We start from the raw sequence: 25,652 nt of genomic DNA on the forward strand, positions 1-25,652 counted from the left end.
GGACGGATTCGAACCATCGAAGGCAGTGCCGGCAGATTTACAGTCTGCTCCCTTTGGCCACTCGGGAACCCCTCCAGAGGATTTTTATACTTAGTAAGATGTTTTCCCAACTCATCTCCCAAGTGCGGAGCGAATCATAGCAAACTCGCTCAGGCTGTAAAGCGTTTTTCTTACGTTTTTACGTTGAATGCTGTCTTTTTGGGCAAAGATGGTAGAAAGTCAGCGTTTTGTTTGTCCTTTGAACAGAAGAGAGGCGCGCTTTTTACTTGAATTTACACTACTTGACGTTAAACACCGTATCTACTGATAAACTGTAAGCAGTTTAATGACATAAGTTTATTCGTTTAGAAGTCAATATCATGAGCATGAAAGCCACGTTATCGTTATCTGTTTTAACGCTTTCTATATTACTGAGTTCTCCATCGGTTTGCGCTGCGATGCGAGGAGGCTCAGCGGTTACTGTTGTGACTGAACAAGTAGAAACGCATGAGATCAATCAATCCTTAACTCTTATCGGCAAATTAAAGGCAGCGGAGTCTGTGGTTGTCGCATCGGAAGTCGCTGGCAAAGTGAATCAAATCGCTGTTAAAGCGAATCAAAATGTCCAGCAAGACCAGCTATTAATTAAGTTAGATGACGATAAGGCTCAAGCCGCTTTGATTGAGGCAAAGGCGTATCTAAAAGATGAACAGCGTAAGTTAAAAGAGTTCCAACGTTTGGTTAAGCGGAATGCGATTACTCAAACTGAAATCGATGCACAAAAAGCCAGTGTTGAAATAGCACAAGCGAGGCTTGATGCTGCTCAAGCCAATTTAGCTGACCTCCATATTACTGCCCCATTTTCTGGCACTGTTGGTTTTATCGATTTTAGCCGCGGCAAAATGGTCAGTGCGGGTACTGAACTTTTGACGTTGGATGATCTTTCCGTCATGGAACTGGATTTACAAGTACCGGAGCGCTATTTATCGATGCTTTCTATTGGTATGGAAGTCATCGCTAAAACCAGTGCATGGGGTAGCCAGACCTTTACTGGTCAAGTCACAGGTATTGATACGCGGATCAGTGCCGAAACACTGAATCTTCGCGTGCGTATTGAGTTTGATAACCCAGAAAATCAATTGAAGCCGGGCATGTTGATGAACGCTTCACTAGCATTTCCTGCTATTAAGGCGCCAATCATTCCTGTTCAAGCACTTGAATACTCCGGAACTAAACGTTTTGTATATGTAATTGATGAAAATAACAAAGCTACTCGTCAAGAAGTGTCGCTAGGTGCTCGTGTTGGCAACGAGGTGGTGATCGAATCTGGTGTTGAGATTGGTGACAAGATTGTGGTTCAAGGCATTGTTAACATGCGTGATGGTGTCGAAGTGAAAGAAATTGTCGCGCCACTAAAAGCGAACACCACGGATGTGACACGCAATGACAGTGAATCGGATGAGGAAGAAAACTAATGTTACTGTCCGACGTTTCAGTTAAACGCCCTGTCGCGGCGTTGGTTCTGAGCATGCTGTTGTGTGTGTTTGGCTTTGTGTCATTCACCAAATTAGCCGTTCGTGAAATGCCTGATATAGAAAGCCCAGTCGTTTCTATCAGTACGCGTTATGAGGGTGCATCGGCGACTATTATTGAAAGCCAAATTACCTCCGTTTTGGAAGACCAGCTTTCTGGGATCAGTGGAGTTGATGAAATTAGCTCCACTACTCGTAACAGCATGTCGCGTATCACGATCACGTTTGAGTTAGGTTACGATCTCAACACAGGTGTGAGCGACGTGCGTGATGCAGTGGCTCGTGCTCAGCGCTCGCTACCTGATGAAGCGGATGACCCTATTGTTTATAAGAACAATGGCTCGGGAGAGGCGTCGCTCTACATCAATCTCAGTTCTGCAGAGATGGACCGTACTCAATTAACCGATTATGCCGAACGTGTATTGATGGATCGCTTTAGCCTGATCTCTGGGGTTAGCTCCATTGATCTCTCCGGTGGTTTGTACAAGGTCATGTACGTGAAGCTTAAGCCAGAACTAATGGCTGGACGTTCAGTTACAGCTTCGGACATTACATCAGCTTTGCGAAGTGAGAACCTAGAAAGCCCAGGTGGTGAAGTTCGCAACGACTCAACAGTAATGTCCGTGCGTACGGCTCGTACTTATAACACGCCTGAAGATTTTCAATATCTTGTCATTAAACGCGCAAGCGACAATACACCTATCTATTTAAAAGATGTAGCAGATGTCTTCATTGGTGCAGAAAACGAAAATTCAACCTTCAAAAGTGATGGTGTAGTAAACATCAGTCTTGGTGTGGTATCGCAGTCAGACGCAAACCCGTTAGAGGTTGCTAAGCTGGTTCGTTCTGAAGTCGATAACATCCAGAAGTTCTTACCAGAAGGTACACGCCTTGCGATAGATTACGACGCGACAGTATTTATCGAGCGTTCAATCGAAGAGGTGTACAGCACGCTATTTATCACAGGCGGCTTGGTGATTTTGGTGTTGTACATTTTCATCGGCCAAGCTCGTGCAACCTTAATTCCTGCGGTTACGGTTCCTGTTTCTCTGATTTCTTCGTTCATTGCCGCGTACTACTTTGGGTTTTCTATCAACTTGATCACCTTGATGGCGTTGATATTATCGATTGGTTTGGTGGTGGATGACGCAATTGTGGTTGTAGAGAATATCTTCCACCATATTGAACGCGGTGAATCGCCATTACTCGCCGCATATAAAGGCACAAGAGAGGTTGGTTTTGCTGTTATAGCAACAACATTAGTGCTGGTGATGGTGTTCTTACCGATCTCCTTTATGGATGGCATGGTAGGTCTACTATTTACAGAGTTTTCTGTATTGCTGGCTATGTCGGTCATATTCTCCTCTTTGATTGCCCTGACGCTGACTCCTGTATTAGGTAGTCAGATTTTGAAAGCGAATGTAAAACCAAATCGATTCAATGAAGCGGTTGATCGCTTGTTTAGCAAGCTTGAGAGTGGTTATCGCGCATTATTGAAAGGCGCATTGAAAGTACGTTGGGCTGCTCCGCTGGTGATTCTAGCTTGTTTGGGCGGTAGCTATTTCTTGATGAATCAGGTACCGGCCCAGCTGACCCCACAAGAAGATCGCGGTGTGATATTCGCGTTTGTGCGCGGTGCAGATGCTACGTCATACAATCGTATGTCAGCCAATATGGATATTGTCGAAGACCGATTGATGCCATTACTAGGGCAAGGTTATCTGAAGTCATTCAGTATCCAAACGCCAGCGTTTGGTGGCCAGGCAGGAGACCAGACAGGCTTTGTGATCATGATTCTAGAAGATTGGAACGAACGTGATATCACGGCTCAGCAAGCCCTTAACAAAGTACGGAAAGAATTGGCAGGTATCCCAGATGTTCGAGTGTTCCCATTTATGCCAGGTTTCCAAGGTGGTTCGAGTGAGCCAGTTCAGTTCGTATTAGGCGGCTCTGATTACGATGAGCTCGTTGTTTGGGCTGAAATGCTAAAGAACAAAGCAGAAGAATCACCAATGATGGAAGGAGCAGAGATAGATTACTCGGAAAAAACGCCTGAGTTATTGGTTACAGTTGACCGACAGCGTGCCGCAGAGCTAGGAGTCAGTGTTCAAGACATTTCTGACACCCTAGAAATCATGCTCGGTGGTAAAAGCGAAACGACTTATGTTGAGCGTGGCGAAGAGTACGATGTGTATCTTCGCGGTGATGAAAATAGCTTTAATAATGCTGCAGATTTAAGTCAGATTTATCTGCGCACGAATAGCGGTCAGCTAGTGACGTTAGATGCGGTCACAAAAATTGAAGAAGTGGCGGCCTCTATTCGTCTTTCTCACTACAACAAACAGAAGTCCATCACTATTACTGCCAACCTGTCGGAAGGTTATACATTAGGAGATGCGCTGGATTACCTAGACCAGGAAGCCATCGACAACTTACCGGGTGACATTTCGGTGAGTTATTCGGGGGAGTCGAAAGACTTTAAAGAGAACCAAGCGAGTGTTGCTGTTGTGTTTGCATTGGCACTGCTAGTGGCGTATCTCGTGTTGGCGGCTCAGTTTGAAAGCTTCGTAAACCCGTTAGTGGTCATGTTTACGGTGCCGATGGGTGTATTTGGTGGCTTCCTTGGTTTAGTTATTATGGGCCAAGGTATGAACATTTATAGCCAGATCGGCATGATCATGTTGATTGGTATGGTGACGAAAAACGGTATTTTGATCGTAGAATTTGCCAATCAGCTACGTGATCGTGGCGTTGGGTTTGAAAAAGCGATCATTGATGCAGCTGCGCGACGTCTACGTCCAATCTTGATGACTGCGTTTACCACACTTGCTGGCGCAATTCCGTTGATCGTATCGACAGGGGCGGGTTATGAGAGCCGTATTGCCGTGGGTACGGTAATCTTTTTCGGGATGGGGTTTGCGACATTGGTGACCTTGTTTGTTATCCCGGCAATGTACCGATTGATTTCGGCGAAAACACAAGCACCAGGTCATGTAGAAGCAGAGTTAAACAAAGCAATTAGCCATGATACGAAGGGCCGTATAGCGCACCCTTAAATCAAACGTTAAAACATAAAAGCCGAGGTAATAACCTCGGCTTCTCTTTATCGGTTTAAAGTTAGCTCGGAAGCGTTCGATTAGAAGCGTTTCCCTAGGCTGATTTGTACACCTTCGTAGCTGTCGTAAAAATCTTCAAAACCCATATCCGCGACATTATAAATGTACTCTGCGCGTAACCAGATATCTTTGCTCATATCCCAATGGACACCAGCACCGATGTTGAATAGCGCGCCTGAATCATCTGTGACTTTTTGTTCGTTTGGAACATACATTTCAGCTTGAGTGCCAAGCGCAGTTACGCGACCAAACAGTGACAGCGGCGTATCGCCTAAGTTATCACTTGTTACAACAGCAGACATACCTGCTTGGTAATAGTGAAGATCTAAGTCAGTTTTTAGAGCATCGTTCTTAAGTTCATTTTGTGAATAGCGCAGAACCCCTTCAAACGCGAGGTATTGGTTTATATGGTAACCCCAGCCAACTGTGATATGTGGTGTTGACCACTCATTGTCTCTATCCGAGCCGAAATACGGTGTATCAAAACCAACGTTACCAGTACCCAGATAAAAATAAGATTGATGAGCTTGTTCTTGAGCAGCTAAAGTTGGCACGCTAATGGTCAAGGCAGACAATAATAGAATGGCGTTTTTCATAACTAGACGATAACCTTGGTAAAAGACCGTTGTAATGATTTGTTTAAATGTTAATTTAATCAATAGGATGGATGGTAATTATCATATCAGCTTTTATCAAAGGTAGTGATTTTAGAATGGGAATTGTTGCGCTAAAGCATACTTCTTACTCATGACTACCGACTAACTAGATATGGTGACGAAAGCTAGCTAAATAAGAGAGAAGGAAAGGAAAGTGGCTGAATTCAAATACAAAAACTTGACTCAAGAAGAACAAGATAAGTTAGACGCGGCGACATTTCGCCGTTTATTGGCGCATTTAGATGCTAACAAAGACGTACAAAACATCGACCTGATGATCCTTGCGGGCTTCTGTCGCAACTGCTTTAGCAAATGGTATAAATCTGAGGCTGAAAATCTCGGTTTGGATTTAGATATTGATGACGCTCGCGAACGTGTTTACGGCATGACTTACGATGAATGGAAACAAAATCATCAACCAGCGGCAACGCCAGAACAATTGGCTGCGTTTGAAGCGCGCCAGAAAAAGTAAAACCCAGCGATAAAAACAGCCCACATGAAGTTGGGCTGTTTTTTAAAGTCCAGTTTGCACGTTAAGCGTTAGTTGAGCCGCAACAAGCTGGCTCAACGCAACCTTTTGCTTGAATGACTTCGAGTTGAGCTAAGTAAGGTTGAATATCGCCGATGTTCTCTTTTACCCATGTTAAGTCATAATACGTATCTAGGTAACGCTCTCCAGAATCACATAGAAGCGTCACGATAGAACCCTTCTCACCGCGTTGTTTCATCTCACAAGCCAATTGCAGCACACCGTAAAGATTGGTGCCTGTTGATGCGCCGACTTTACGCCCAATCAGCTGAGATACCCAATGGGCGGTTGCCACACTGGCAGCGTCTGGAATTTTGCGCATCTCGTCAATAACACCTGCAATAAAGCTTGGCTCGACACGTGGTCGACCGATGCCTTCAATTTTGCTGCCGGTCTCACCTTTTAATGAGTGATTACCTGACTGAAAAGCATCGTAAAACACTGAGTTTTCAGGGTCTACCACGCAAAGCTTAGTGTCGTATTTTTGGTAACGAATAAAACGGCCAATGGTTGCTGATGTGCCGCCTGTTCCAGGACTCATCACTACCCAGCTAGGAATCGGGTGATCTTCTAACTCCATTTGGCTAAAGATAGAGTTCGCGATGTTGTTGTTACCGCGCCAGTCAGTAGCGCGTTCAGCATAAGTAAACTGGTCCATGTAGTGACCATTTAACTCTTGAGCCAAGCGTCGAGACTCGTCATAAATCTGATCTGAGCGCTCTACAAGATGCGCTTTACCACCATAAAACTCAATTTGTTCAATCTTTTTACGTGCGGTGGTTTTCGGCATAACAGCAATGAACGGTAAGCCAAGCAAGCGAGCAAAATACGCTTCCGAAACGGCAGTGCTGCCTGAGGACGCTTCAATCACTGTGGTTTCAGGACCAATCCATCCGTTACAAATCGCATAAAGAAACAACGAGCGTGCCAATCGGTGTTTCAGAGAGCCTGTTGGATGCGTGCTCTCATCTTTTAGGTAGATATCGATACCATCAAGAGAAGGCAGTTCAAGTTTAAATAAATGAGTATCAGCAGAACGTTGGAAGTCTGCTTCAATTTTACGCACTGCATTGTTGATCCAATTGTGGTCAGTACACATGGCGTCTCTCCTTGGGAAATCGATAGATAAGTATTAGATAGGGATAATTTATCTATAATTTTCGAGAAAAACTTTGCTATTGTTACTCTTAATAAAGATTTTTGTAGAAAAATTTTCTACATTTTATGGGTTTATAGAAATGAGTTTAGATCGAATAGATAAGCAGCTGCTTGCTTTACTACAAACCGACAGCACCTCGTCATTAAATGACGTGGCTGAGCGAGTCAATCTTACTACAACACCATGCTGGAAGCGCTTGAAAAGGTTGGAAGAAGAGGGCTACATCGAAAAACGCGTGGCGTTGTTAAGTGCAGAAAAGCTCGAGCTATCTTTCATTGCATTTGTTCAGTTAAAAACGATTGATCATTCCGAAGGTTGGTATCACCATTTTGTTACAACTGTGAGTGACTTTCCTGAGGTAATGGAGTTTTATCGTATGGCTGGCGAGTATGACTACATGATGAAAGTACTAGTCAAAGATATGAAGTGTTTTGACGAATTCTATAAGCGGTTAGTTAATAGCGTAAAAGGGCTATCTAATGTGACTTCAACATTTGCTATGGAGTCCATTAAATACACAACAGAGTTACCAATCCTAAAATAACTCGCCCTATAAGAATTCTATCTAATGTTAATTCTACCTTTTAGTATTTTAAATGTTAAAAGGTAGTTTGATTATGCTTTTAAAACTATTTCCTATCAGATTTTCATAAATATAAACGATATTTATTCTCTCTTCTATTTTTCATTAACCATTTGTTTTTGCAGTCCATTAGTCCCATATATCATAATGAAAGAAAAAATAACGCAATTTTTTCTCTTTCTTTTTCATGTTTTATTTTATTGAATATTAATTTTTACTAAATTAATGGAAGAGTTTGATTTAAACGTTTGCTTTTTGTGTTTTCATGTAATTTGGTCGCTATTTTTGAGTATTTGTTTTTAGGATTAATACAGTAGCAATTACTTAAGTAATAAAGTACTCAAAAATGGGGATAGTGATTAATAAAACATCGTATTATTATCGCCCCATCTTGTATGTAACAAAGTATTACTAAAAATGAACAGAAATTACTATTTGCTTTTTCTCGCAGCTTTACTCGCTGGCTGTGGCGGTGGGGGAGACTCTAAGCCGAACAATACGAAGACACCAACTACGGTAACAAAGCAGAACCGTCCGCAATTAAAAGTGGAAGACACGGTGTTGAAGTTTGAAGGAGTGGGAACGGTTACTGAAGCAAAACTGAGCAATGTACATGGGTCGGTATCTTACCAAGTCATTGACTCTAATCCGCCAAATGTCGTGAAAATTAATGACTCAGGAATACTACAAATTCTGCGCCCAGGAACGGCGACTATTCTTGCTACAGATAGTAGCTCTGCTTATGAATCTTCTGAAGCAAGATTTTCTGTCACTGTAGAGCGAGGCATCAATACTGAACTTTCAGTGAGTGATCTGAATTTCAATGCGATTGAGTCAGAAGGAAAAGCGTTGATCGTCCGTGGCCAAAAAGGCGAACTGAGTTATGAGGTAGAAAGTGGTCATAACTTGATTCGTGTTGATGAGAACGGTTCGGTATATTCATTAGGTTCAGTTGGTCAGGCATCGGTGCTGATTACCGATTCAGGTAACGACTTTTACTTGCCGAAACAAGTTCGCGCTACGGTTAAACTGCATGCAGTAGCTCCGGGGCAATTACAGTTCGCTTTGCTTGAAGACGAGTATCGAGAAGGGTTGACGTTAGAACCAGTGCGTTTAGATAAAGCTCAAACGCAACGTATTTCTTACAAAATCATAAATAGCGTACCAGACAGCAAGGTGGCCGAGTTGCTAGACCCTGAAACGGGTTTGCTTCTTGTTCATAATGTTGGGCGATTAACGGTTGAAGCGACTGCAACTTACAGCGACGCGTTTCTAGATAAACAGCAAACAGCGCAATTTTTTGTGGATATAAAACAAGGCAAGCGTCAAGAAATCAGCGCAGCGGATATTGTCACAACTTATGAGGAAGGTGGACGAATTTTCCCTAAGGTGACGAACGCCTACGGTGACTATGAGCTGAGAATCATTCGTGGTGAAGACGTTGTCGCTAAAACTGAAAATGGTGAAGCATTACTGATCAAAGGTGTTGGTGCTGCTGAAGTGGAAATTTACGAGCATGACATGCGTAATTATCCTGCAAGCAAAACTCGTTTTGATCTTGAAGTTAATCGCGCGCCTCATCCCGTTATAAAAGACATTGAAATGCCGCTTACCTATCAACCAAATCTTTCAATCCCTCTGGCGTTTAAAGGGCAAAAAGGTAACGTAAATCTAGTTAGCAGCTTACCTAATGGCTTACGAATGACTGACGGCAAGTTGGAGGTAGTGACTGCGGGTGAGTACGACCTTAAGTTTGAAGACGATGGTGGGGAGTTCTACCAACCTATTCAATTTAATGTCGTCATTAAAGTTGCAAAGGCTGAAGGCCAACCCATGGCAACGCACGATTATGACGTTGTATACAGCAACAAATACAGTTTTGATCTTCATCGTGATTTTGGTTTGAGTGCTGACGAGCAAATTGAGATTGTAGATAACACCGCACCAGATGTTGTCGGTGGTTTTAGTGAAGGACGTCTCCATGTGTATAAAGCGGGTAAAGCGACGCTAACTGTGCGCAGAAAAGAGAGCGCGAATTATACTGTTGGTCCTGATCAAAAAGTCTACGTGACAATTTTGAGTGCGCCGAGCCGAATTGAAGTTCAATCCGATGTGGAAGAGATTTGGAAGGTTGGCCAAACATTTGTTGCGCCGAAAATCTCTGGTACGGTTGGGGAAGTTACGTACCGATTTGCAGACAACGCAGCAACAGATGTAGTTTCCTTAAACAGCCAAACGGGTGCCATGCAAATTCTTAACGCGGGTAGCACAAAAATTATTGTTTCGGATGCGGGGGACGACAAAGTGGATCCGGGTGAAAGTAGCTTCTCGGTCACGATTAAACAAGGCACAAACCCTGTATCGGTTACTTACCCAACGGTAGAATTCTCCGCTGGTAGTGTTATCTCACCAGTGATGAGTGGTGGGACTGCGAAGGCAAGTTACCGTCTTATTAACCAAAAAGATCCTGTGGTCGAGCTAGTTTCCCCTGATACGGGGCGTTTGAAGATTTTGCACGCAGGCGAGTACCAAGTAGAGGTTACTCTTACTGGACGCAACTACAAAGCTAAAACAATCGTCGTAAATGGCACTATTAACAAAGCGAATCACCCTGGTTTAAGTGCTTCTACAATGAAGGTGGAATTTGAACCATTTAAAAAGGTTAAGCTAGACTTTGGTACACCAATAGGAAACCGCAGCTATCAAATATCCAGCTCAACAATTAAAGGAGTCGCTTCATTAGATGTTGATAAGGAAGAGCTGACGTTACTTGACCTCCCACCAGTAAAAAGACGTTGGATTTCTCTCGACGTTTCGGAAGGAGAATCTCGAGATTACAAAGCGCTGGAAAGTAAGAAAGTCCAGCTGTATCTAAGCTTTGCAGATGAAGGTGTTGCGGATCAATATACATTGCTTGAAACTGAACAAACAGTATTGTTTAGCACGCTAAATGCACGTGAGTTTTCTAACTTAGAAGAAAGTGAGTTTGGTTTGATGAACGTTCGTTCAGTGCGTGAGCCAACGGACGAAGAATTGAAATTATACGGCAAAGGTAAGATTGCACTACTTGCATTCAAGCCGGTGGGTAACGATGACCAAACTCTAATAAAAGGAGCGTGGGTACACTTAGCTCGATTTGATGGATGTACATCAGAGCTGTTCGAAGATGATCTCAAGCCTTTTGAAGCAATTGACTATGATGACCCAGGGTACTGCACCAACGGCAGCACGATTCGTATGACTCGGTTCTTAATAATTGATGACTCGAAGATGGAAAAGGTAGAGTATGAGTTAGTAGCACCTGTGATTACTTACCGTCGTGGGGTTCGTGAATTTTTAGCAACGAATAAAGGTGGATTCTATGCCGACCCAAATGTCATTTACGGGAAAAGCGAATATGGTTACCCGAAATCACTTTACGAATGGTCGGTTATTAACATGAAGTATCAACCAAATTAATCATCGTTTGATACCCCTTAAAAAAGGAGTGCGGAACAGCACTCCTTTTTTCGTCTGGCGAACACGAGCTATTTCGTGTAGCGCATCACCCCTTCTTGCACGGCGGTCGCCACTAAGTGACCTTGCTGGTTGTATATTTCGCCACGGACCAACCCACGAGTATTGCTCGCCGTTGGGCTCTCTATCGCATATAGAAGCCATTCATCCATCTTAAACGGACGATGGAACCAGATAGAGTGGTCAATGGTGGCCACTTGAAAGTTAGGCGTCATTAATGAGACTTCATGTGGATGCATTGCTGTCACAAGGAATCCCCAATCGGATGCGTAGGCCAGAAGGTACTGGTGAATTAGCTGATTCTCTGGCATTTCACCATTAGCACGAATCCAAAGGTACTGTTTGGGTTCTGCTTTTTTGGGCTTCAAAGGGTTGATAACCGTAACGGGGCGAGTTTCGATTGGCTTTTCCCCGCAAAATGTTTTGCGTAAGCGTTTGGGTAGAAATTCTGCAATATGGCTTGCGAGCTCACTCTCTGAGGCAAAGTTTTCTGGACCAGGGATATCTGGCATTTCTTTTTGATGATCAAACCCAGGTTGATCGCCATGGTAGGATGCGGTTAGGTAAAAAATAGGGCGTCCATTTTGAATTGCTTTTACGCGTCTAGTGCTAAAGCTACGGCCATCTCTCAGATTTTCTACATCATAAATAATAGGTTTTTCTGGATCGCCAGGGTACAAAAAATAGCTATGGAAGGAGTGTACCGTGCGTGTTTCTTCAACGGTGTAGCGCGCAGCAGAAAGCGCTTGCCCAATTACTTGACCGCCATAAACTTGAGGCAAACCTAGGTTTTCACTTTGGCCACGAAACAAGCCTTCTTCTAATTTTTCGAGTTGTAGTAGGCTGAGCAATTCTCGTAGTGGTTTACTCATTGTGTCTCCTCACCGTTGTCTTTCATTCCAAGTTACCTCAACAGCCTCACTCTTGTGAAGTGGCATAGTTAAGAACTATTGAGTAACTTAGAAATAGTATTGTTCCAATTATGAAACAAAATCAATTGTTTGATAAATTCTAACTCAGTCAAACTATTGTCAAATAAAGTGACAGGAAGCAGACAGTTTTATATTCCAGACCTATAATTGCTTCGGTTTAATGCTCTTTTCGAGGAATATATGAAAAAAACACTACTACTTGTTACTTCTCTACTCTTTGGGGCTGCGTTAGTGGGTTGCCAAACTTCTCAAAATACAGAAATGGAATCTACAGAAGCGTCAATGAAGACGATTACAGGTACAGTGGCTTATCGCGAGCGGATTGCCTTGCCACCAAACGCAGTGGTTACTATTGCGTTAGAAGATGTGTCCTTGGCGGATGCGCCAGCAAAAGTGTTGGCGAAACAGACATTCGAAACAGAAGGTAAGCAAGTTCCTCTTTCTTTTGAGTTGAGTTACGACAGCAATGAAATCAAACCAAACCATCGTTACAGCGTTCGTGCTCGCATTGAGGTAGATGGAAAGCTGCGTTTTATCAGCGACACACATAACGGTGTTATTACAGATGAAGCACAAACTCACCAATTAGATATTCGTCTAGTTGGAACACGTTAATACGACGTACTGAGAACAAAAAATGGCAGCTTAAGGCTGCCATTTGTATTTTTTAAGTGAAGTTTTGCCAACTTCCGATACTTCAATCCCTTCTGCTTCTAATTTCTTTTTTTGTCGCTCTAAGTCTCTGCCTTTTAAAGATATTTTTCCTTGGCTATTTACCACTCTAAACCAGGGGAGTTTGCTGCCTTCTGGTAGGTTACCCAGTGCTTTACCAACATGTCTCGCATAGCCCGGATAACCGGCCATTTTTGCAATTTCCCCATAGGTGGAGACTTTTCCTTTTGGAATTTGGTGAATTACAGCAAAGATTTGCGCTAAAAATTGGTCCATACTCAAAAGTGTCTATTTTGGATTACTAAGGAATGGTAAACCATTGGACTTGTATATTGCTAACGGTTCTTAACCCTTGTGTTGTCAGCGACTCACTTTGAAGAATTACATTTTCTGTTCTTTAGTGTCGTTGGTTGATGAGCCTTAAACAGCATGAAGCAAACGCAAGCTAAGCTTGAATCTAGACCCTCTCAACGACTTTCAATCCCAGTTTTTGCCGTTGAGTTACCAAGTAGGTGGGGAAGCCAGGAGGCGCTATGATTTTATCGACACTTCAATTTTTCGTTACGACCTTACTCGCTGTTGTCTGCGTTCGGGCGATGAGTTTGAGCGAGGGTGACATTCCCGTTCTTGCACTTATGATCCCCGCGCTGTGGGTTCTGCCACAAGGTGGGTTCGCTGGCCTAGTATTACTGGGCGCGATGATGGCTTTTGGTGCGACACTCTCAATGCAGCCAATTGCTTTGTCGGTTGGTGTTTTGATCCTTTTCCCACTTTTAATGGTGGTATTTTCTCGTAGAAGCTCTTTAGGTGTGTTGCTCACCGCTGGTCTTATTGTACTTACACTGCAAGTTGGTCTTATGGTCACACAGCAAGGCGGTAAGCTGGATGGTTTTGCTTGGGTTACAGTGGTTCAAACCATTGCGGTTATGGCGATGTGGTGGTCGGCTGCGCATTGGACGCCATCCAATAAACACAGCTGGTGGCCGTTGTTTTTGTTGCTCCCATTGTGGATTGCAGGCCTACCGTACGCCGTTCTTATGGCGTTAAGTTTGACGGGAATGTTAGCGTCAATGGAAGCACTTGCGAAGCTTCAACATACCATTCGTTGGAGCAAATTATTATGTTGGACATTGCCGACTGTGGGTTTTGCCGCTTTAGTCGTCAGCCCGACCACGGATGTGCCAAACCCTGTTTTCGTGGTTTGGATCTGTTTGTTAGGGACGGCTTGGATGACTGACTATATTTTACGTAGTAGCGATGAACAGGCTGAATTATGAATTTTTAGTCAGGTAAAAAGTGACATGTGCGGCAGAGTATCGAATTGGTTGTGGAACAAAATGGAGATTAGTATATGTTCTTCATTTCATATTTACTACACTTCCAATAATAATAACCACAATATAAGTGGTTGATTTAAGATAAGTTTGTCATGACAACTTTTGCTCGAACACTGTTGCTTTTTGCATGTTGCCTCTTGAGTTTGAATGTAAAAGCCGAAGCCCCTTTAATTGCTCATTATAAAGTCGCGACTGAAGCGGATGATGTCGTCACTCGTGTTCTTTTCAATGCTGCTTCAAAGGAGTTTGGCTTTACCGTTCAATACGTGAACTACTCCAGCTTTGATGCCATTCTAAATTCAGTAGCGAATGGGGAAGCGGACTTTGCTGCGAATATCACTTACACACAAGAACGTGCTCAACGTTTTAGTTATTCCCGCCCAACAAATATCGAATATACCTACCTCTTTGGTTTAAAAGATTCGACGTTGAGTGACATTTCGCGTGTTGGCATCCCCAAAGATACAGTTTATGCCCAATTACTTAAACAACACTACCCTGAGCTAGAACAGATCTCTTATCAAGGTCATGAACAAGCAGTAACACTGCTACGTTCAGGTGCTGTGGACGGCGTTGTCGATGCCATTAACCAGCTCAAGCCGATGCTGATGGAGGGGTTTGACGCCAAGATGCTCAATGATCAGATTTCGATAAAGCCCGTATCCATCATCAGTAAAAAAGATCATCATCTTGAGGAGTTGGACACGTTCGCTACGTTTATTCACGGGGAAGCGGTGCAAAAGCAGCTTCGCGAAGAAATTTCCCAGTATCAATTTGAATTAAGGCGAGCAGCGTTGCGTGATTCTATTCGTTTATTACCCCTTGATTTTAATGAACCAATACGGATTAAGCTCGAATCTATCTTTCCATATGTTGTATACAACGCAGATGGTAGTGTCGAAGGGATGACGGCTGATGTAGTCCTGAGAAGTTGTGAGATCTTGGCTTTAAACTGCTTGATCATTAGTGAGCCTGGTGAAAGCTGGGGTTCTATGTACCATGAGTTTATCCAAGGTAATTTCGAAATTTTGGCGCCGTTAACGGTCAGCCGTGAGCGGCGCGCATTTAGCTACTTTCCAAAGTCCCATTACGCGCCAGCATCGGTGATGGTCAAGCGTTTAGGTTACAAACCGAGCACATACTCTCATGTTTCACAGTTGATATCTGAGCGGATTGGCGTAGTTAAGGATGACTTTTTCGATCAAATGATGACGCAACTGTTACCGCTAAAAGAACTCAAACGTTATCGTACCCAACAAGAACTCATTCAGGGGCTATTAAATGAAGAAGTCGATTACATTCCGATGGATACGGCGATGCTCAATCATTTTTTACGTCTCAGTGAACTGGTTCCGATAGAGCAGGATACCGCTATTGGCGAGTTTTATGAGTCTCAACTCTCTGTTGGATTGGTCGCGAATGAAAAAGGAGCCATGCTTGCGCCTTTCTTCAGTCGAGCGATAGCGATGTTAGAAGTTGATAAGATCATTGCTCAGTACGATGTACGCCCAGATTGGCGTACCGCACTTGAATATGAGATTCGATTAGCGACGCAAACACAAGCTGTGTTTATCTTTGTATTATTGTTTGCTATTTGTGTTTCGCTTTATCTTTACCGTCAATCGAACACTGACAACTTAACAGGGTTAAGGAATCGTCGTGCGTTGCAAGTAAAGTATCGAAAAGGAGTAAACAAAGATCTATCCATACTTTACTTAGACATTAATCATTTCAAACGAATCAATGACACTTATGGGCATCGCGCTGGGGACGAAGTTTTACAACTACTGGCACTAAAAATTCATTATGTCTGGTCGGGAAGATGTTATCGAATTGGAGGGGATGAGTTCATATTGCTGGGTTATCCAACGCAAGCCGAGTTAACTAGAGCAATGAGAGAGCTCAGTAGAATCGACGTGAAAGGCAAATTATGTAGTGATTTGGAGTCTATAAGTATCTCTATTGGTTTCTCTGCAAAAAGGGAACGGCACATGAGCTTAGAGCAAGCGATGCATTTGGCTGATGAAGACATGTACATGAGTAAGCAGTCCTCACGGCACGACTCCTCTTATCGTGACTGCACGGTTTCATCATAAAGGAATGAATTGATCGAGTTTTGTTCAAACGGTAATGAAATGATGAAATTCAAGGTTTTTGCTCTTGCATTATGAGAGCTGATACTGAATAATCGCCCCATCGATTGAGGCAAGACCTCTCGAAAAGAATTATGGGGCTCTGGTCCTCTCGCAACAATAGCTCGTGAACTCGGTCAGGTCCGGAAGGAAGCAGCCGCAGCGTGTGACTTGTGTGCCGGGATGTGGCTGGGGTCCCACCCTTTGAAAGCCCTGCGTTATCGCAGGGCTTTTTTCGTTTTTGAGCTTTCTTTTATTTTGGCTACGCTTGGTGTTCAACGTCTTCTGATGATCAAGCTTCTTGAGGTTATTTAGGTATAATTTATAATCTCATCCGCTCGATACCGAACTTTCGTGAAGATTGTTTAGGGTACACTCGCCGAATAACCATTTTCACCTGGGATACTTTAATGATTTCAAAAAACCAATTAAAACTGCTTCGTGCTTTAGGTCAAAAGAAACAGCGTAAAGCGCATGGCTTATTCCTAGTTCAGGGTGAAAAGAACGTACTAGAGCTAGCAAGTAGTTCATTGAAGGTGAAGCAGGTTTTTGCAACAGCGGCATTTCTCGAACAAAATGCTGGTACGCTAAATCGTTTTGATTGTGTTGAAGCATCGCTTGATGAATTGACCAAAGCGAGCACGCTTGTGAGCAATAATGCGGCCATTGCTGTGGTTGAAATTCCGAGTGTAAAAGAGCCTCAAGCGAAAGGCTTGATGATTGCGCTAGATGGTGTATCCGACCCTGGTAATCTAGGTACGATTATTCGTGTTGCAGACTGGTATGGCATCAAGCACATTATTGCGAGTACAGATTGTGCTGATCCTTATAATCCTAAAACGATCAGTGCGACCATGGGCAGCTTTGGCCGCGTACAAGTGAGTTTGGTGGATTTGCCAAGTTACTTGGAACACGCCAAATTGCCAGTATATGGCGCGTTTTTGGAAGGAGAGAGCGTTCATAAAACGGATTTCGCTGCTGAAGGTATTTTGTTGATGGGCAGCGAATCTCATGGTGTGCGCGAAGCCGCAGCAAAATTCGTGACAGATAAGATCACGATTCCGGCGTTTGGCGGTGCCGAATCACTGAATGTCGCGATGGCGACTGGCATTATTTTAGACAACATGCGCCGCCAACATAGCTAATGCAACAATTACTTAATAACAAAGCCAGTCTATTTGACTGGCTTTGTTGTATTTTGCCTAGAAAAATCAGCCTGGCTGAATCTTGCGTTTAACGAAATACAGTGAATGTTGTTCGGTGAGTTAATTTTGTTTTAGTTCAATAGGCTGTGCCTATAAATAAAATTACTCCTTTCCATTTAGTAAAATCAGGAAATTAGGCGACACTTATCTAAAGGCCGCAATAAAATGCCCTTAAGGAGATAAGAATGCATTCATTAAAAGTAAAAGATTACATGACGTTGCAAGCGGTGACTTTCACGAAAGATATGTCACTTTCGGCAGCTTTAAACAAAGTAATGCAAAGTGTCACACTAGGTGGCCCTGTCATTGATGAAAATGAAAAAGTGGTTGGGTTTTTATCGGAGCAAGACTTATTAGATAAGTTGGTGAAAGCAAGTTATCACTGCCAAGATACACATACGGTACAAGAGTGTATGCATGATGATGTCTTATCTGTTTCTCCAGAAATGTCAGTAATTGAACTGGCTGACATGATGAAAGTTGGAAAGCCGAAAATGTATCCAGTGGTGGATGGCAAAGGTAAGTTGGTTGGTGTTATCACAAGAAGAGACGTGCTGCGTGCCATAGGAATGACATTAAATGAGTGTTTTAAGCATCCCGTTTAACCTCTCTGTTTAAACTTTACGGAATATTGCTTTTAAACTGGTTTGGAAAGACGCTTCGGCGTCTTTTTTATTTTCTATCGCCGAACTGTACAAATTTATCTTGACCTTGGAGCTTACTCTAAGGTTTATCCTTAGCAATAGGTAAATCACCGATACCAATAAGGAAAAAATTATGTGTACAAAACATCAAGGTTGCCAATCTAGCAAAATCAAAACTGCGGTGCCGCTTGGTGCAAGCGAGTCATGCTGTGCGCCAGTAAAATCTTCGCTCAATATCTCTCAGGCCAGTGTTGATGTTTCTGAAAGCTCTTGCTGTAGTGGAGGAGGCTGCAGCGTTGACACAGGCGAGGAAGACGATCCCACAAGGGAGAGTAATTCCTCCGTTCGGAACGCTTGGCTTGTGTCAGGTATGGATTGCCCATCTTGTGCGCAAAAGCTTGAGAAAGCCATTACGTCTTTACAAGGCGTCAGCCAAGCCAAGGTTTTGTTTGCAACAGAAAAACTGGTCGTCGATTTTGATGGTCTAGAGCTGATAGCTACGATAGAGCAGACAGCCCAAAAAACGGGTTTCCCGCTCTCTTCACTTGATGCTCCAAAACCAAGCACTACAAAGAAAGGCTGGCTTGGCGTCATAAGAGACAACATCCAAATTCTCTCGATTGCTGGTGCAATGGCTACTGCGGCAGTAATTTCTAAGATCGACCCTCAAATAAGCGCTTGGTTATTCACTTTGACGTGTTTACTTGGTTTATACCCAATCGCGCTCAAAGCATTTAAGTTGGCGCGTAGCGGTACGCCTTTTGCGATTGAAACGTTAATGAGTGTAGCGGCGCTCGGCGCTTTATATTTAGGTGAAACCGCCGAAGCCGCAATGGTGTTATTGCTTTTCCTTATTGGTGAAAAGTTAGAAGCATATGCATCATCTCGCGCGCGAAGCGGTGTCCAGGCGTTAATGGACTTAGTCCCAGAAAATTCAATTTTAATTATTGATGGAGAGCGTAAAGAAGTACCAGCTGCTCAGCTTAAACCAGGGGATATCATAGAAGTCGCACCCGGAGGTCGTTTGCCTGCCGACGGTGTTTTGCAAGATGCGCTTGCGAGTTTTGACGAAAGTGCGTTAACGGGAGAATCTGTTCCCGTTGAACATCAAACCGGTGGCAAAGTGATGGCCGGGGCTGTGGTTGTCGATAAAGTGGTTCGCTTACAGGTGACTTCCCGTCAGGGCGAGAATGCGATAGACCGAATTCTTCATTTGATTGAAGAAGCCGAATCTCGTAAGGCACCATTAGAACGCTTTCTTGATAAATTTAGCCGTTGGTATACGCCGCTAATGATGCTGGTGTCTCTGATGGTTATCGTTACGCCGCCATTACTATTTGCCCAACCGTGGGAAACGTGGATCTATCGAGGACTCGCCCTGCTGTTGATTGCTTGTCCATGTGCATTAGTCATTTCAACGCCTGCGGCGATCACTTCTGGCTTGGCGGCAGCTGCTAAGCGGGGCGCATTGATCAAAGGTGGTGCGGCGCTTGAGTTGCTTGGCAAGGTTGAGTCTGTCGCATTTGATAAAACTGGGACACTGACGCAAGGTAAACCAGAAGTGACTGACGTCTTTGCTTTTGATATGGATGAAGACAAGTTACTTAGCCTAACTGCGTCAATCGAGGTTGGTTCAAGTCATCCTCTAGCGGTTTCTTTAGTTACCAAAGTGCAAGAGCAGGGGCTTACTATTCCTGAAGCGTTGGATAAAACCGCGCAAGTAGGCTCTGGTGTCACAGGTTACGTCGATGGAAAAATGGTCCAAGTGGTCACGCCTTCAAAGGCAGACTTTCCACTTTCTCAAGAAGCCAAAGAGCAAGTGGTTACGTTGGAACAACAAGGTAAAACGGTTGTCATTGTGCGTTTCGATGACGAGGTCATTGGCGTGATCGCATGGCAAGATACATTGCGCTCAGATGCCCAGCAAGCTATCGCAATGTTGAAGGAACTTGGGGTCACGTCGGTGATGCTAACGGGTGACAACCCGAGAAGTGCAGAAGCAATGGCAAATAGAATAGGCTTGGATTATAAAGCGAGTTTGTTACCTGCAGACAAGGTGCATTACGTCGAGAAACTATCACAACAACATACCGTTGCGATGGTGGGAGACGGTATCAATGATGCTCCAGCCATGAAAGCTTCGAGCATTGGTATTGCGATGGGAGGCGGTACGGATGTTGCGCTCGAGACTGCTGATGCGGCGTTAACACACAACCGGTTGATTGAGCTACCTGCCATGATAGAACTGTCGCGTGCGACGCTAAGTAACATTCGTCAGAATGTCGCGTTAGCGCTAGGTTTGAAAGGTGTATTCTTAGTGACAAGTTTACTTGGGGTTACTGGGTTGTGGGTTGCAGTATTAGCTGACAGTGGTGCAACAGCACTGGTGACATTGAATGCGTTGAGATTACTTCGTTTTGAGTCCAAACAGATCAAATAACTGACCTAACCAATGATCCCACTCATTAATAGCCCGAGGCATTCGTGTATCGGGCTTTTTTTAACCGTATTAACCTGATGCGATCAGACGTTTTTCTTGTCCTTGAAATCACGCATTGCTATGCAACAAAATGATCTAACGCCCCTTAAAGTGTGATCAATACCAGTTTTGTTTGAAATTTCATTTTCATTACATTTTGTCATTGTGATTGTGATCACTCTATGTTGGTGAAAGGTTCGCTACAGTGCATCTGTACCCAATAACTGATTAATGAGCTTATTGTTCATAAAATAAGCCACAATAAGGAGCGACTTATGTCTCAAGCTGTATTCCATTTAGGTGTTACTGAAGCTGATCTTAATGGTGCGACTCTAGCGATCATTCCTGGTGACCCAGCGCGTGTTCAAAAAATCGCAGAACAAATGGAAAATCCAGTATTTCTAGCAAGCCATCGTGAATACACGCTATACCGTGCAGAGCTAGACGGTAAACCTGTTGTGGTTTGTTCTACAGGTATTGGTGGTCCTTCTACCTCTATCGCAGTTGAGGAATTGGCACAGCTTGGTGTTCGTACTTTCCTACGTGTTGGTACAACGGGTGCAATTCAACCGCATGTAAACGTGGGTGACATGATCGTAACGACGGGGTCAGTTCGTCTTGACGGTGCGAGCCTACACTTTGCTCCTATGGAATTCCCAGCAGTTGCTGACTTTGAAGTAGCAACCGCAATGAAAGCAGCGGTAGAAGAGTCTGGCGCTACAGTTCACATGGGTGTGACTGCATCAAGCGACACGTTCTACCCTGGTCAAGAACGTTACGATACGTTCTCTGGTCGTGTTGTTAAGCGTTTCCAAGGCTCTATGCAAGAATGGCAAGACATGGGCGTACTTAACTTCGAGATGGAGTCTGCAACACTGCTAACAATGTGTGCGAGCTCTGGTTTAAAAGCGGGTTGTGTGGCAGGTGTTATCATCAACCGTACACAAAAAGAGATTCCAGATCATTCAACTCTGAAAGAAACGGAAGCGCGTTCAATTAAAGTGGTTGTAGAAGCAGCGCGTAAAATGCTTTAAGCCCCTATAGTTGGCATTTAAACAAACAGAAAAAACCAGAGGCTAACCTCTGGTTTTTTTCTAGTTATAGAAATGCGTACAGCTAAAATTTAGGTATAAAAAAAGCAGCATTAATGCTGCTTTTTATCGTTGTGAATTTTAGCTTTTCTTAATGGCACTATATCTCGTCTGAACCGCCCGCGTCTTTAAACCAAGCAGTTAAGTGCGTTCTTAAATCTTTAAGCTCATCAGGGCCAATCAGGGCTAGCCCTAAGTCTTCAGCACGAGTAATGTCATTGTGACGAAGAGGACGGAAGCTCACCAACATTGCGCGCGCTTGTAAGCCACCTAATAGATCGCGAAGCGATTCTAACTTATATAAAGTATCGTCGCCGTCATCTCTCATGCCTTTGGTTTTGCACTCGATGATGTGCAACTTGTTGTTTACAACTGTTGCGACATCTAACTCATTGCGTACTTCACTTTCACCAAGTTTGCGATAAACCTGAACATTTAACGATCGATCTTGGATCGTCGGCATGGTGTCTTGGATTTGCTTCACGGTGCTGTGAACCAAAGTTTCTAACCACTCACCGTTTGAAAAGCGTCGAGCATCTTCATCTGCAAACGTTAAAACGCCATTCTCATAGGTGGCGATTTCTGCTTCTACTAAATCTGAAAGCAACATGTTGAGCTCACGGTAGCCCTGCTGTTTTTCGGAGAGCTCGACATCAAGCTTTTGTTCTTTGCGGCATGTGGTTGCAAGGTAGTTAAGTGTTGCTAGACCTGGCCCAAGCTCAAGCGCATTTGAGGCCCATCGTTCACCAAGTTCATACAATTTTTTATCAAGAAGAGGTGGTAAATCAACGTGGTGAAACTCGCCGCGTGCACCAAAGATAGTGAGGTAATCTGCAATCGTAATGTGATCTTCGACTTGGGTATCTTCTTTGCCATCAGGGTATAACCAACAAAGCTTATCGCTACTAGGCTCAACCACAAAAATTGGCCAGCGATAGGTACGGAAAACTTCGTACACCGACAACAAGCGATGACGAAGACCACAGCTCGCGTTCAATTTTACATCTTCGCCGCGTTCATGGAGATCTTTTGCCAGTTTTTGAATTGCTTGTTTGATCAGAGATGTATTAACAGCGGATGGAATTTCAAAAAATTCAGAAGTAATTTCTCGTTGATCTAAAACGGCACTCAGTCGGTCAAATATATCTAACTGGCTCTTGTCTCCGATGAAGACGATATGTGTGCTTAGCGTACGATTATCTAATAGAGGAGTGACCAATCTCACTGGGTCTTGGTCGATAATACCAACATGAACAGCCATAGATTTTCCTTTTTATGAGGCCGCTCGAAAAGAGTTGTGCAAGGGGATGAGCTGGCCTTATTAATCATATGTAGACATGGCCGACAAAAAACAAGGGCGACTTAACAAAAAGTCGCCCTTATACAGTTAATTGCACTAATTAATACTCTTAATTATAAAGTATTTATAACTTAAAGCGGTGGACCAATTCATTTTGCTGATGAGCCAAGTGGGTCAGTGATTCACTGGTTTGTGCGATACTCGACATGGCTTGGAAACTTTCATCGGCGATGCTGTTGATATCTTCAATACTGCGAGCAATGTCTGTTGATGTTTCACTTTGCTCTGCTGCTGCTTGTGAAATGTGCGTACTCATTTGGCTGATCTCAATAATTAGCGCCTGGATCTCTTCCATTGAGCTGTTCGCTTTTGACGCTTGCTCAACCGACATCTCCATATCGCTCATACAGCTTTGTATGACTTGGTTCGCCGATTGCGAGCTAGATTGCAGATTACTGATCATGGATTCAATTTCAGTGGTTGATTGAGTCGTTCTTGATGCGAGTACTCGTACTTCATCTGCCACTACCGCGAAGCCGCGACCTTGTTCACCAGCGCGAGCCGCTTCAATTGCCGCGTTCAATGCCAGTAGGTTGGTTTGCTCCGCAATGTTGCGGATCACATCAAGGATAGACCCAATTTGACCACTCATTTTTTGTAGCTCAGAAACTGCGGAGACCGATTCGTTCAAACGTGTTTCTAGTTGATTAATGGTTGAGATGTTACTGCTCATAACATTTCTGCCTTCTTCAGAGGCAGATTCGACGCGTTGCACCATTTCTAGCGAGCCTTGCGCACTTTGCGCGACTTCCTGCACTGAATGAGACATTTCTGTCATCGCGGTAGCGACGTTTGCCGTTTGTTCGCGTTGAGAGCTCAATTTAATTTGTGCTTGCGAAGAGGTGCGTTCGTTGGTTGTCGCGGTTGACGATAGGTTTTCTGACGCTTCGTTGAGTTTCACCAAGATCTCGTGAAGGTTGTCGGCGAGTGAGTTAATGTGTCCACTCACACGGCTGAATTCGTTGTTATAGCGAATGTCGATACGCTGTGTCATATCACCTTCAGTCAGGCTTTCTAACACTTTTAGAATACGAGTCAACGGTTCGCGAACGCTTTGTGCGATGTGGTAGCCAATAGCTGTCGCGAGTAAAACGACAATAACGCCAATGATGATGGCTTTCGTTACACCCGCCGAATATATGTCACCTGCGTCTGCCAATGATTCATTGAGCTTATCTGTTGCGGTTGTCGTGAATTGCTCAAGAATCGCCATGGTTGAATCCACTTTATTTGCTAGGTTGGCGATATTGTTATACAAAGCGGCGCGGGCATTGAGGTAATTATTATGTTGGTCTAGCACACCGCCACGCATACCAACGTCACGAGTAAATTGCTCTACAGATTCGCCAAAAGCTTTTTCTAGCTCAGGAAGCTGAGTCACCAACCCGCGGAATGCGTAATTCAAGTGCGTTACTGCTTTGCGGTTTTTAGCTACGGCTTGCGTAACAAACTCAGGGTTGGAACTGGCGAGGGCATCAGAGGTAATTACTTCGGCATCTTTTAACTTGATAAAGTAGCTCTTTGCCATGACTTTGACAGAAATGCTGGTTTGATCTGCCACATATTCTTTAAGACCAACCGAAAGTTCGGTATTCAGTTTTTGGAAGCGGCGTGAGGATTTTTGCACTTCTTCTTGAGCCGCAAACATTGCTTCGTAGTTGTCCATGGCCTCTAGAGCTTCTGTAAAATAGCTCTGCTCTAACGTTTTTAACTGTGAAAACGGTTCGGCAAGAGAAGGGTAGATTTGGCTTGCGGTTTTCAGTTGAGCCAATGTGGATTCGAAGCGCTGTTGAGATCTAGCAAATTCCTGACGCATTTCATCCATGCGTTGTTTATTCTCTGTCGTCAGGAAGTCTTTAAATGATTTGTCGGCAGAAAGCAGCTCAACACTGGTTTGATTAGATAACGATACCAACGGTAGGGATGATTTAGAAACCGTGCCAAATTTTCCGTGAATATCACTCATTCCTCCCATCATAATGGCAATTGTGACGGCAAATAGGATGATGATCAGTGCAAAGCCGGCATACATCCTTTTAATAACTGAACCTCGCATAAGTGAGCTTCCTCTCCCAAAAATAGACAAGCTACCCAAGTATTTTTGAATTTACTTGGGTATAAAAATAATAATTGTCTTAAAAAAGTAACAAAATTCATTGGATTGTATTCAGTTTGTGATGCGCATTTTATGACACACACGACAAAAAAAGCTTCGTTAATTAGCATTTGATTAATAATGTTAAGTGAACACTGTTTTTATTGAGCTCCGCTTTTGGTTGGAGCATACTAATTGGGGTCTAATTACGTTTATAAAATGGAGTCCTCATGGCGGAAGAAACGATCTTTAGTAAAATTATTCGCAAGGAAATCCCTGCCGATATCCTTTATCAAGATGATTTGGTGACTGCGTTTCGCGACATTAACCCTCGCACACCAAGCCATATTCTCATTATTCCGAATAAACTGATCCCAACAACGAATGATGTAGAAGCTGAAGATGAAGCAATGATGGGGCGTTTGTTCACTGTTGCTAGAAAGTTAGCGAAAGAAGAAGGTATTGCTGAAGACGGCTATCGCCTGATCGTTAATTGTAATCCACATGGTGGCCAAGAGGTTTACCATATTCACATGCACCTACTAGGCGGCCGCCCTCTAGGTCCAATGGTATTGAGCTAAGCTTTTAAAAGTGGGTGGCGATTCACCCGCTTCTTTTTCCTGTCGAATGACACA

The 25,652-nt window shown here is 43.6% G+C and carries 19 protein-coding genes, 1 tRNA gene and 1 other RNA gene; 14 read left to right on the forward strand and 7 right to left on the reverse strand.

Translation table 11 applies throughout. From position 1 onward, the window contains the following. Positions 1-67: transfer RNA gene (locus R7Q11_RS07060), tRNA-Tyr, on the reverse strand. 292 nt (positions 68-359) lie between these two features. On the opposite strand from R7Q11_RS07060, the gene R7Q11_RS07065 reads away from it, so the two are divergent. Next, positions 360-1,454: an efflux RND transporter periplasmic adaptor subunit gene (locus tag R7Q11_RS07065; RefSeq protein WP_005378593.1), complete on the forward strand. Its 1,095-nt coding sequence runs from the start codon at positions 360-362 to the stop codon at positions 1,452-1,454. After that, positions 1,454-4,567, forward strand: coding sequence for a multidrug efflux RND transporter permease subunit VmeF (vmeF, locus tag R7Q11_RS07070; RefSeq protein WP_054576347.1), 3,114 nt, complete (start codon positions 1,454-1,456; stop codon positions 4,565-4,567). The genes R7Q11_RS07065 and vmeF overlap by 1 nt, the downstream gene beginning before the upstream one ends. Before the next feature lie 80 nt (positions 4,568-4,647). Here the strand turns inward: vmeF and R7Q11_RS07075 are convergent, their stop codons facing one another. After that, on the reverse strand, positions 4,648-5,223 hold the full coding sequence (locus R7Q11_RS07075) for a porin family protein (RefSeq protein ID WP_053307492.1): 576 nt from the start codon (positions 5,221-5,223) through the stop codon (positions 4,648-4,650). Positions 5,224-5,437: 214 nt separating this feature from the next. Between R7Q11_RS07075 and R7Q11_RS07080 the strand changes: the two genes are divergently transcribed. Then, positions 5,438-5,755, forward strand: a complete 318-nt coding sequence (locus R7Q11_RS07080; RefSeq protein ID WP_005378586.1) for a DUF1244 domain-containing protein — start codon at positions 5,438-5,440, stop codon at positions 5,753-5,755. Between the two features lie 61 nt (positions 5,756-5,816). Here R7Q11_RS07080 and R7Q11_RS07085 read toward each other — a convergent pair whose 3' ends face one another. Beyond that, positions 5,817-6,911: a PLP-dependent cysteine synthase family protein gene (locus tag R7Q11_RS07085; protein WP_169628355.1), complete on the reverse strand. Its 1,095-nt coding sequence runs from the start codon at positions 6,909-6,911 to the stop codon at positions 5,817-5,819. Positions 6,912-7,050: 139 nt separating this feature from the next. Between R7Q11_RS07085 and R7Q11_RS07090 the strand changes: the two genes are divergently transcribed. Together R7Q11_RS07090 and R7Q11_RS07095 are read left to right on the forward strand one after the other, a co-directional pair. After that, complete coding sequence (locus R7Q11_RS07090; RefSeq protein WP_005378579.1) at positions 7,051-7,515, forward strand: Lrp/AsnC family transcriptional regulator; 465 nt, start codon at positions 7,051-7,053, stop codon at positions 7,513-7,515. 456 nt (positions 7,516-7,971) lie between these two features. Continuing rightward, positions 7,972-11,013 carry a hypothetical protein gene (locus tag R7Q11_RS07095; RefSeq protein WP_005378577.1) on the forward strand — a complete coding sequence of 1,014 codons (3,042 nt, stop codon included), beginning with the start codon at positions 7,972-7,974 and terminating at the stop codon, positions 11,011-11,013. A gap of 68 nt (positions 11,014-11,081) precedes the next feature. On the opposite strand, the gene tesB is transcribed toward R7Q11_RS07095, so the two are convergent. Further along, positions 11,082-11,942, reverse strand: coding sequence for an acyl-CoA thioesterase II (tesB, locus tag R7Q11_RS07100; RefSeq protein ID WP_005378575.1), 861 nt, complete (start codon positions 11,940-11,942; stop codon positions 11,082-11,084). A 240-nt stretch (positions 11,943-12,182) separates the two neighbouring features. Between tesB and R7Q11_RS07105 the strand changes: the two genes are divergently transcribed. Next, complete coding sequence (locus R7Q11_RS07105; RefSeq protein ID WP_005378572.1) at positions 12,183-12,617, forward strand: YbaY family lipoprotein; 435 nt, start codon at positions 12,183-12,185, stop codon at positions 12,615-12,617. 30 nt (positions 12,618-12,647) lie between these two features. On the opposite strand, the gene R7Q11_RS07110 is transcribed toward R7Q11_RS07105, so the two are convergent. Beyond that, positions 12,648-12,950 carry a DNA base-flipping protein gene (locus tag R7Q11_RS07110; protein WP_005378570.1) on the reverse strand — a complete coding sequence of 101 codons (303 nt, stop codon included), beginning with the start codon at positions 12,948-12,950 and terminating at the stop codon, positions 12,648-12,650. A gap of 257 nt (positions 12,951-13,207) precedes the next feature. On the opposite strand from R7Q11_RS07110, the gene R7Q11_RS07115 reads away from it, so the two are divergent. The 7 genes from R7Q11_RS07115 (at position 13,208) to udp (ending at position 21,505) form a co-directional block, all read left to right on the forward strand. Further along, positions 13,208-13,951, forward strand: a complete 744-nt coding sequence (locus tag R7Q11_RS07115; RefSeq protein WP_005378568.1) for a hypothetical protein — start codon at positions 13,208-13,210, stop codon at positions 13,949-13,951. Between the two features lie 152 nt (positions 13,952-14,103). Beyond that, entirely contained in the window at positions 14,104-16,107 is a 2,004-nt protein-coding gene (locus R7Q11_RS07120; protein ID WP_017820005.1) for a GGDEF domain-containing protein, read from the forward strand. A 137-nt stretch (positions 16,108-16,244) separates the two neighbouring features. Then, positions 16,245-16,341: signal recognition particle sRNA small type (gene ffs / locus R7Q11_RS07125), an RNA gene on the forward strand. Between the two features lie 212 nt (positions 16,342-16,553). After that, positions 16,554-17,288, forward strand: a complete 735-nt coding sequence (locus tag R7Q11_RS07130; RefSeq protein ID WP_005378485.1) for an RNA methyltransferase — start codon at positions 16,554-16,556, stop codon at positions 17,286-17,288. Positions 17,289-17,533: 245 nt separating this feature from the next. Next, positions 17,534-17,953, forward strand: coding sequence for a CBS domain-containing protein (locus tag R7Q11_RS07135; protein WP_005378483.1), 420 nt, complete (start codon positions 17,534-17,536; stop codon positions 17,951-17,953). Between the two features lie 172 nt (positions 17,954-18,125). Next, entirely contained in the window at positions 18,126-20,432 is a 2,307-nt protein-coding gene (locus tag R7Q11_RS07140) for a zinc/cadmium/mercury/lead-transporting ATPase (RefSeq protein ID WP_186584403.1), read from the forward strand. Positions 20,433-20,746: 314 nt separating this feature from the next. Then, positions 20,747-21,505 carry a uridine phosphorylase gene (gene udp / locus R7Q11_RS07145; RefSeq protein ID WP_005378479.1) on the forward strand — a complete coding sequence of 253 codons (759 nt, stop codon included), beginning with the start codon at positions 20,747-20,749 and terminating at the stop codon, positions 21,503-21,505. A gap of 157 nt (positions 21,506-21,662) precedes the next feature. Here udp and R7Q11_RS07150 read toward each other — a convergent pair whose 3' ends face one another. Further along, on the reverse strand, positions 21,663-22,823 hold the full coding sequence (locus R7Q11_RS07150; RefSeq protein ID WP_005378476.1) for a DUF1887 family protein: 1,161 nt from the start codon (positions 22,821-22,823) through the stop codon (positions 21,663-21,665). A 163-nt stretch (positions 22,824-22,986) separates the two neighbouring features. Beyond that, entirely contained in the window at positions 22,987-24,978 is a 1,992-nt protein-coding gene (locus tag R7Q11_RS07155) for a methyl-accepting chemotaxis protein (RefSeq protein WP_005378474.1), read from the reverse strand. A 269-nt stretch (positions 24,979-25,247) separates the two neighbouring features. On the opposite strand from R7Q11_RS07155, the gene hinT reads away from it, so the two are divergent. Continuing rightward, the gene (hinT, locus tag R7Q11_RS07160; protein ID WP_005378473.1) at positions 25,248-25,598 is read left to right on the forward strand and encodes a purine nucleoside phosphoramidase; all 351 of its coding nucleotides are present in this window, start codon (positions 25,248-25,250) and stop codon (positions 25,596-25,598) included. The last annotated feature ends 54 nt before the right edge of the window (positions 25,599-25,652 follow it).

This window comes from Vibrio sp. 970 (assembly GCF_033339075.1).

Bases quoted from the DNA above. Each gene is read 5' to 3' on its own strand.
- R7Q11_RS07065 (WP_005378593.1), top strand. From the start codon at position 360: ATGAGCATGAAAGCCACGTTATCGTTATCTGTTTTAACGCTTTCTATA.
- vmeF (WP_054576347.1), top strand. From the start codon at position 1,454: ATGTTACTGTCCGACGTTTCAGTTAAACGCCCTGTCGCGGCGTTGGTT.
- R7Q11_RS07075 (WP_053307492.1), bottom strand. From the start codon at position 5,223: ATGAAAAACGCCATTCTATTATTGTCTGCCTTGACCATTAGCGTGCCA.
- R7Q11_RS07085 (WP_169628355.1), bottom strand. From the start codon at position 6,911: ATGTGTACTGACCACAATTGGATCAACAATGCAGTGCGTAAAATTGAA.
- R7Q11_RS07090 (WP_005378579.1), top strand. From the start codon at position 7,051: ATGAGTTTAGATCGAATAGATAAGCAGCTGCTTGCTTTACTACAAACC.
- R7Q11_RS07095 (WP_005378577.1), top strand. From the start codon at position 7,972: ATGAACAGAAATTACTATTTGCTTTTTCTCGCAGCTTTACTCGCTGGC.
- tesB (WP_005378575.1), bottom strand. From the start codon at position 11,942: ATGAGTAAACCACTACGAGAATTGCTCAGCCTACTACAACTCGAAAAA.
- R7Q11_RS07105 (WP_005378572.1), top strand. From the start codon at position 12,183: ATGAAAAAAACACTACTACTTGTTACTTCTCTACTCTTTGGGGCTGCG.
- R7Q11_RS07110 (WP_005378570.1), bottom strand. From the start codon at position 12,950: ATGGACCAATTTTTAGCGCAAATCTTTGCTGTAATTCACCAAATTCCA.
- R7Q11_RS07115 (WP_005378568.1), top strand. From the start codon at position 13,208: ATGATTTTATCGACACTTCAATTTTTCGTTACGACCTTACTCGCTGTT.
- R7Q11_RS07120 (WP_017820005.1), top strand. From the start codon at position 14,104: ATGACAACTTTTGCTCGAACACTGTTGCTTTTTGCATGTTGCCTCTTG.
- R7Q11_RS07130 (WP_005378485.1), top strand. From the start codon at position 16,554: ATGATTTCAAAAAACCAATTAAAACTGCTTCGTGCTTTAGGTCAAAAG.
- R7Q11_RS07135 (WP_005378483.1), top strand. From the start codon at position 17,534: ATGCATTCATTAAAAGTAAAAGATTACATGACGTTGCAAGCGGTGACT.
- R7Q11_RS07140 (WP_186584403.1), top strand. From the start codon at position 18,126: ATGTGTACAAAACATCAAGGTTGCCAATCTAGCAAAATCAAAACTGCG.
- udp (WP_005378479.1), top strand. From the start codon at position 20,747: ATGTCTCAAGCTGTATTCCATTTAGGTGTTACTGAAGCTGATCTTAAT.
- R7Q11_RS07150 (WP_005378476.1), bottom strand. From the start codon at position 22,823: ATGGCTGTTCATGTTGGTATTATCGACCAAGACCCAGTGAGATTGGTC.
- R7Q11_RS07155 (WP_005378474.1), bottom strand. From the start codon at position 24,978: ATGCGAGGTTCAGTTATTAAAAGGATGTATGCCGGCTTTGCACTGATC.
- hinT (WP_005378473.1), top strand. From the start codon at position 25,248: ATGGCGGAAGAAACGATCTTTAGTAAAATTATTCGCAAGGAAATCCCT.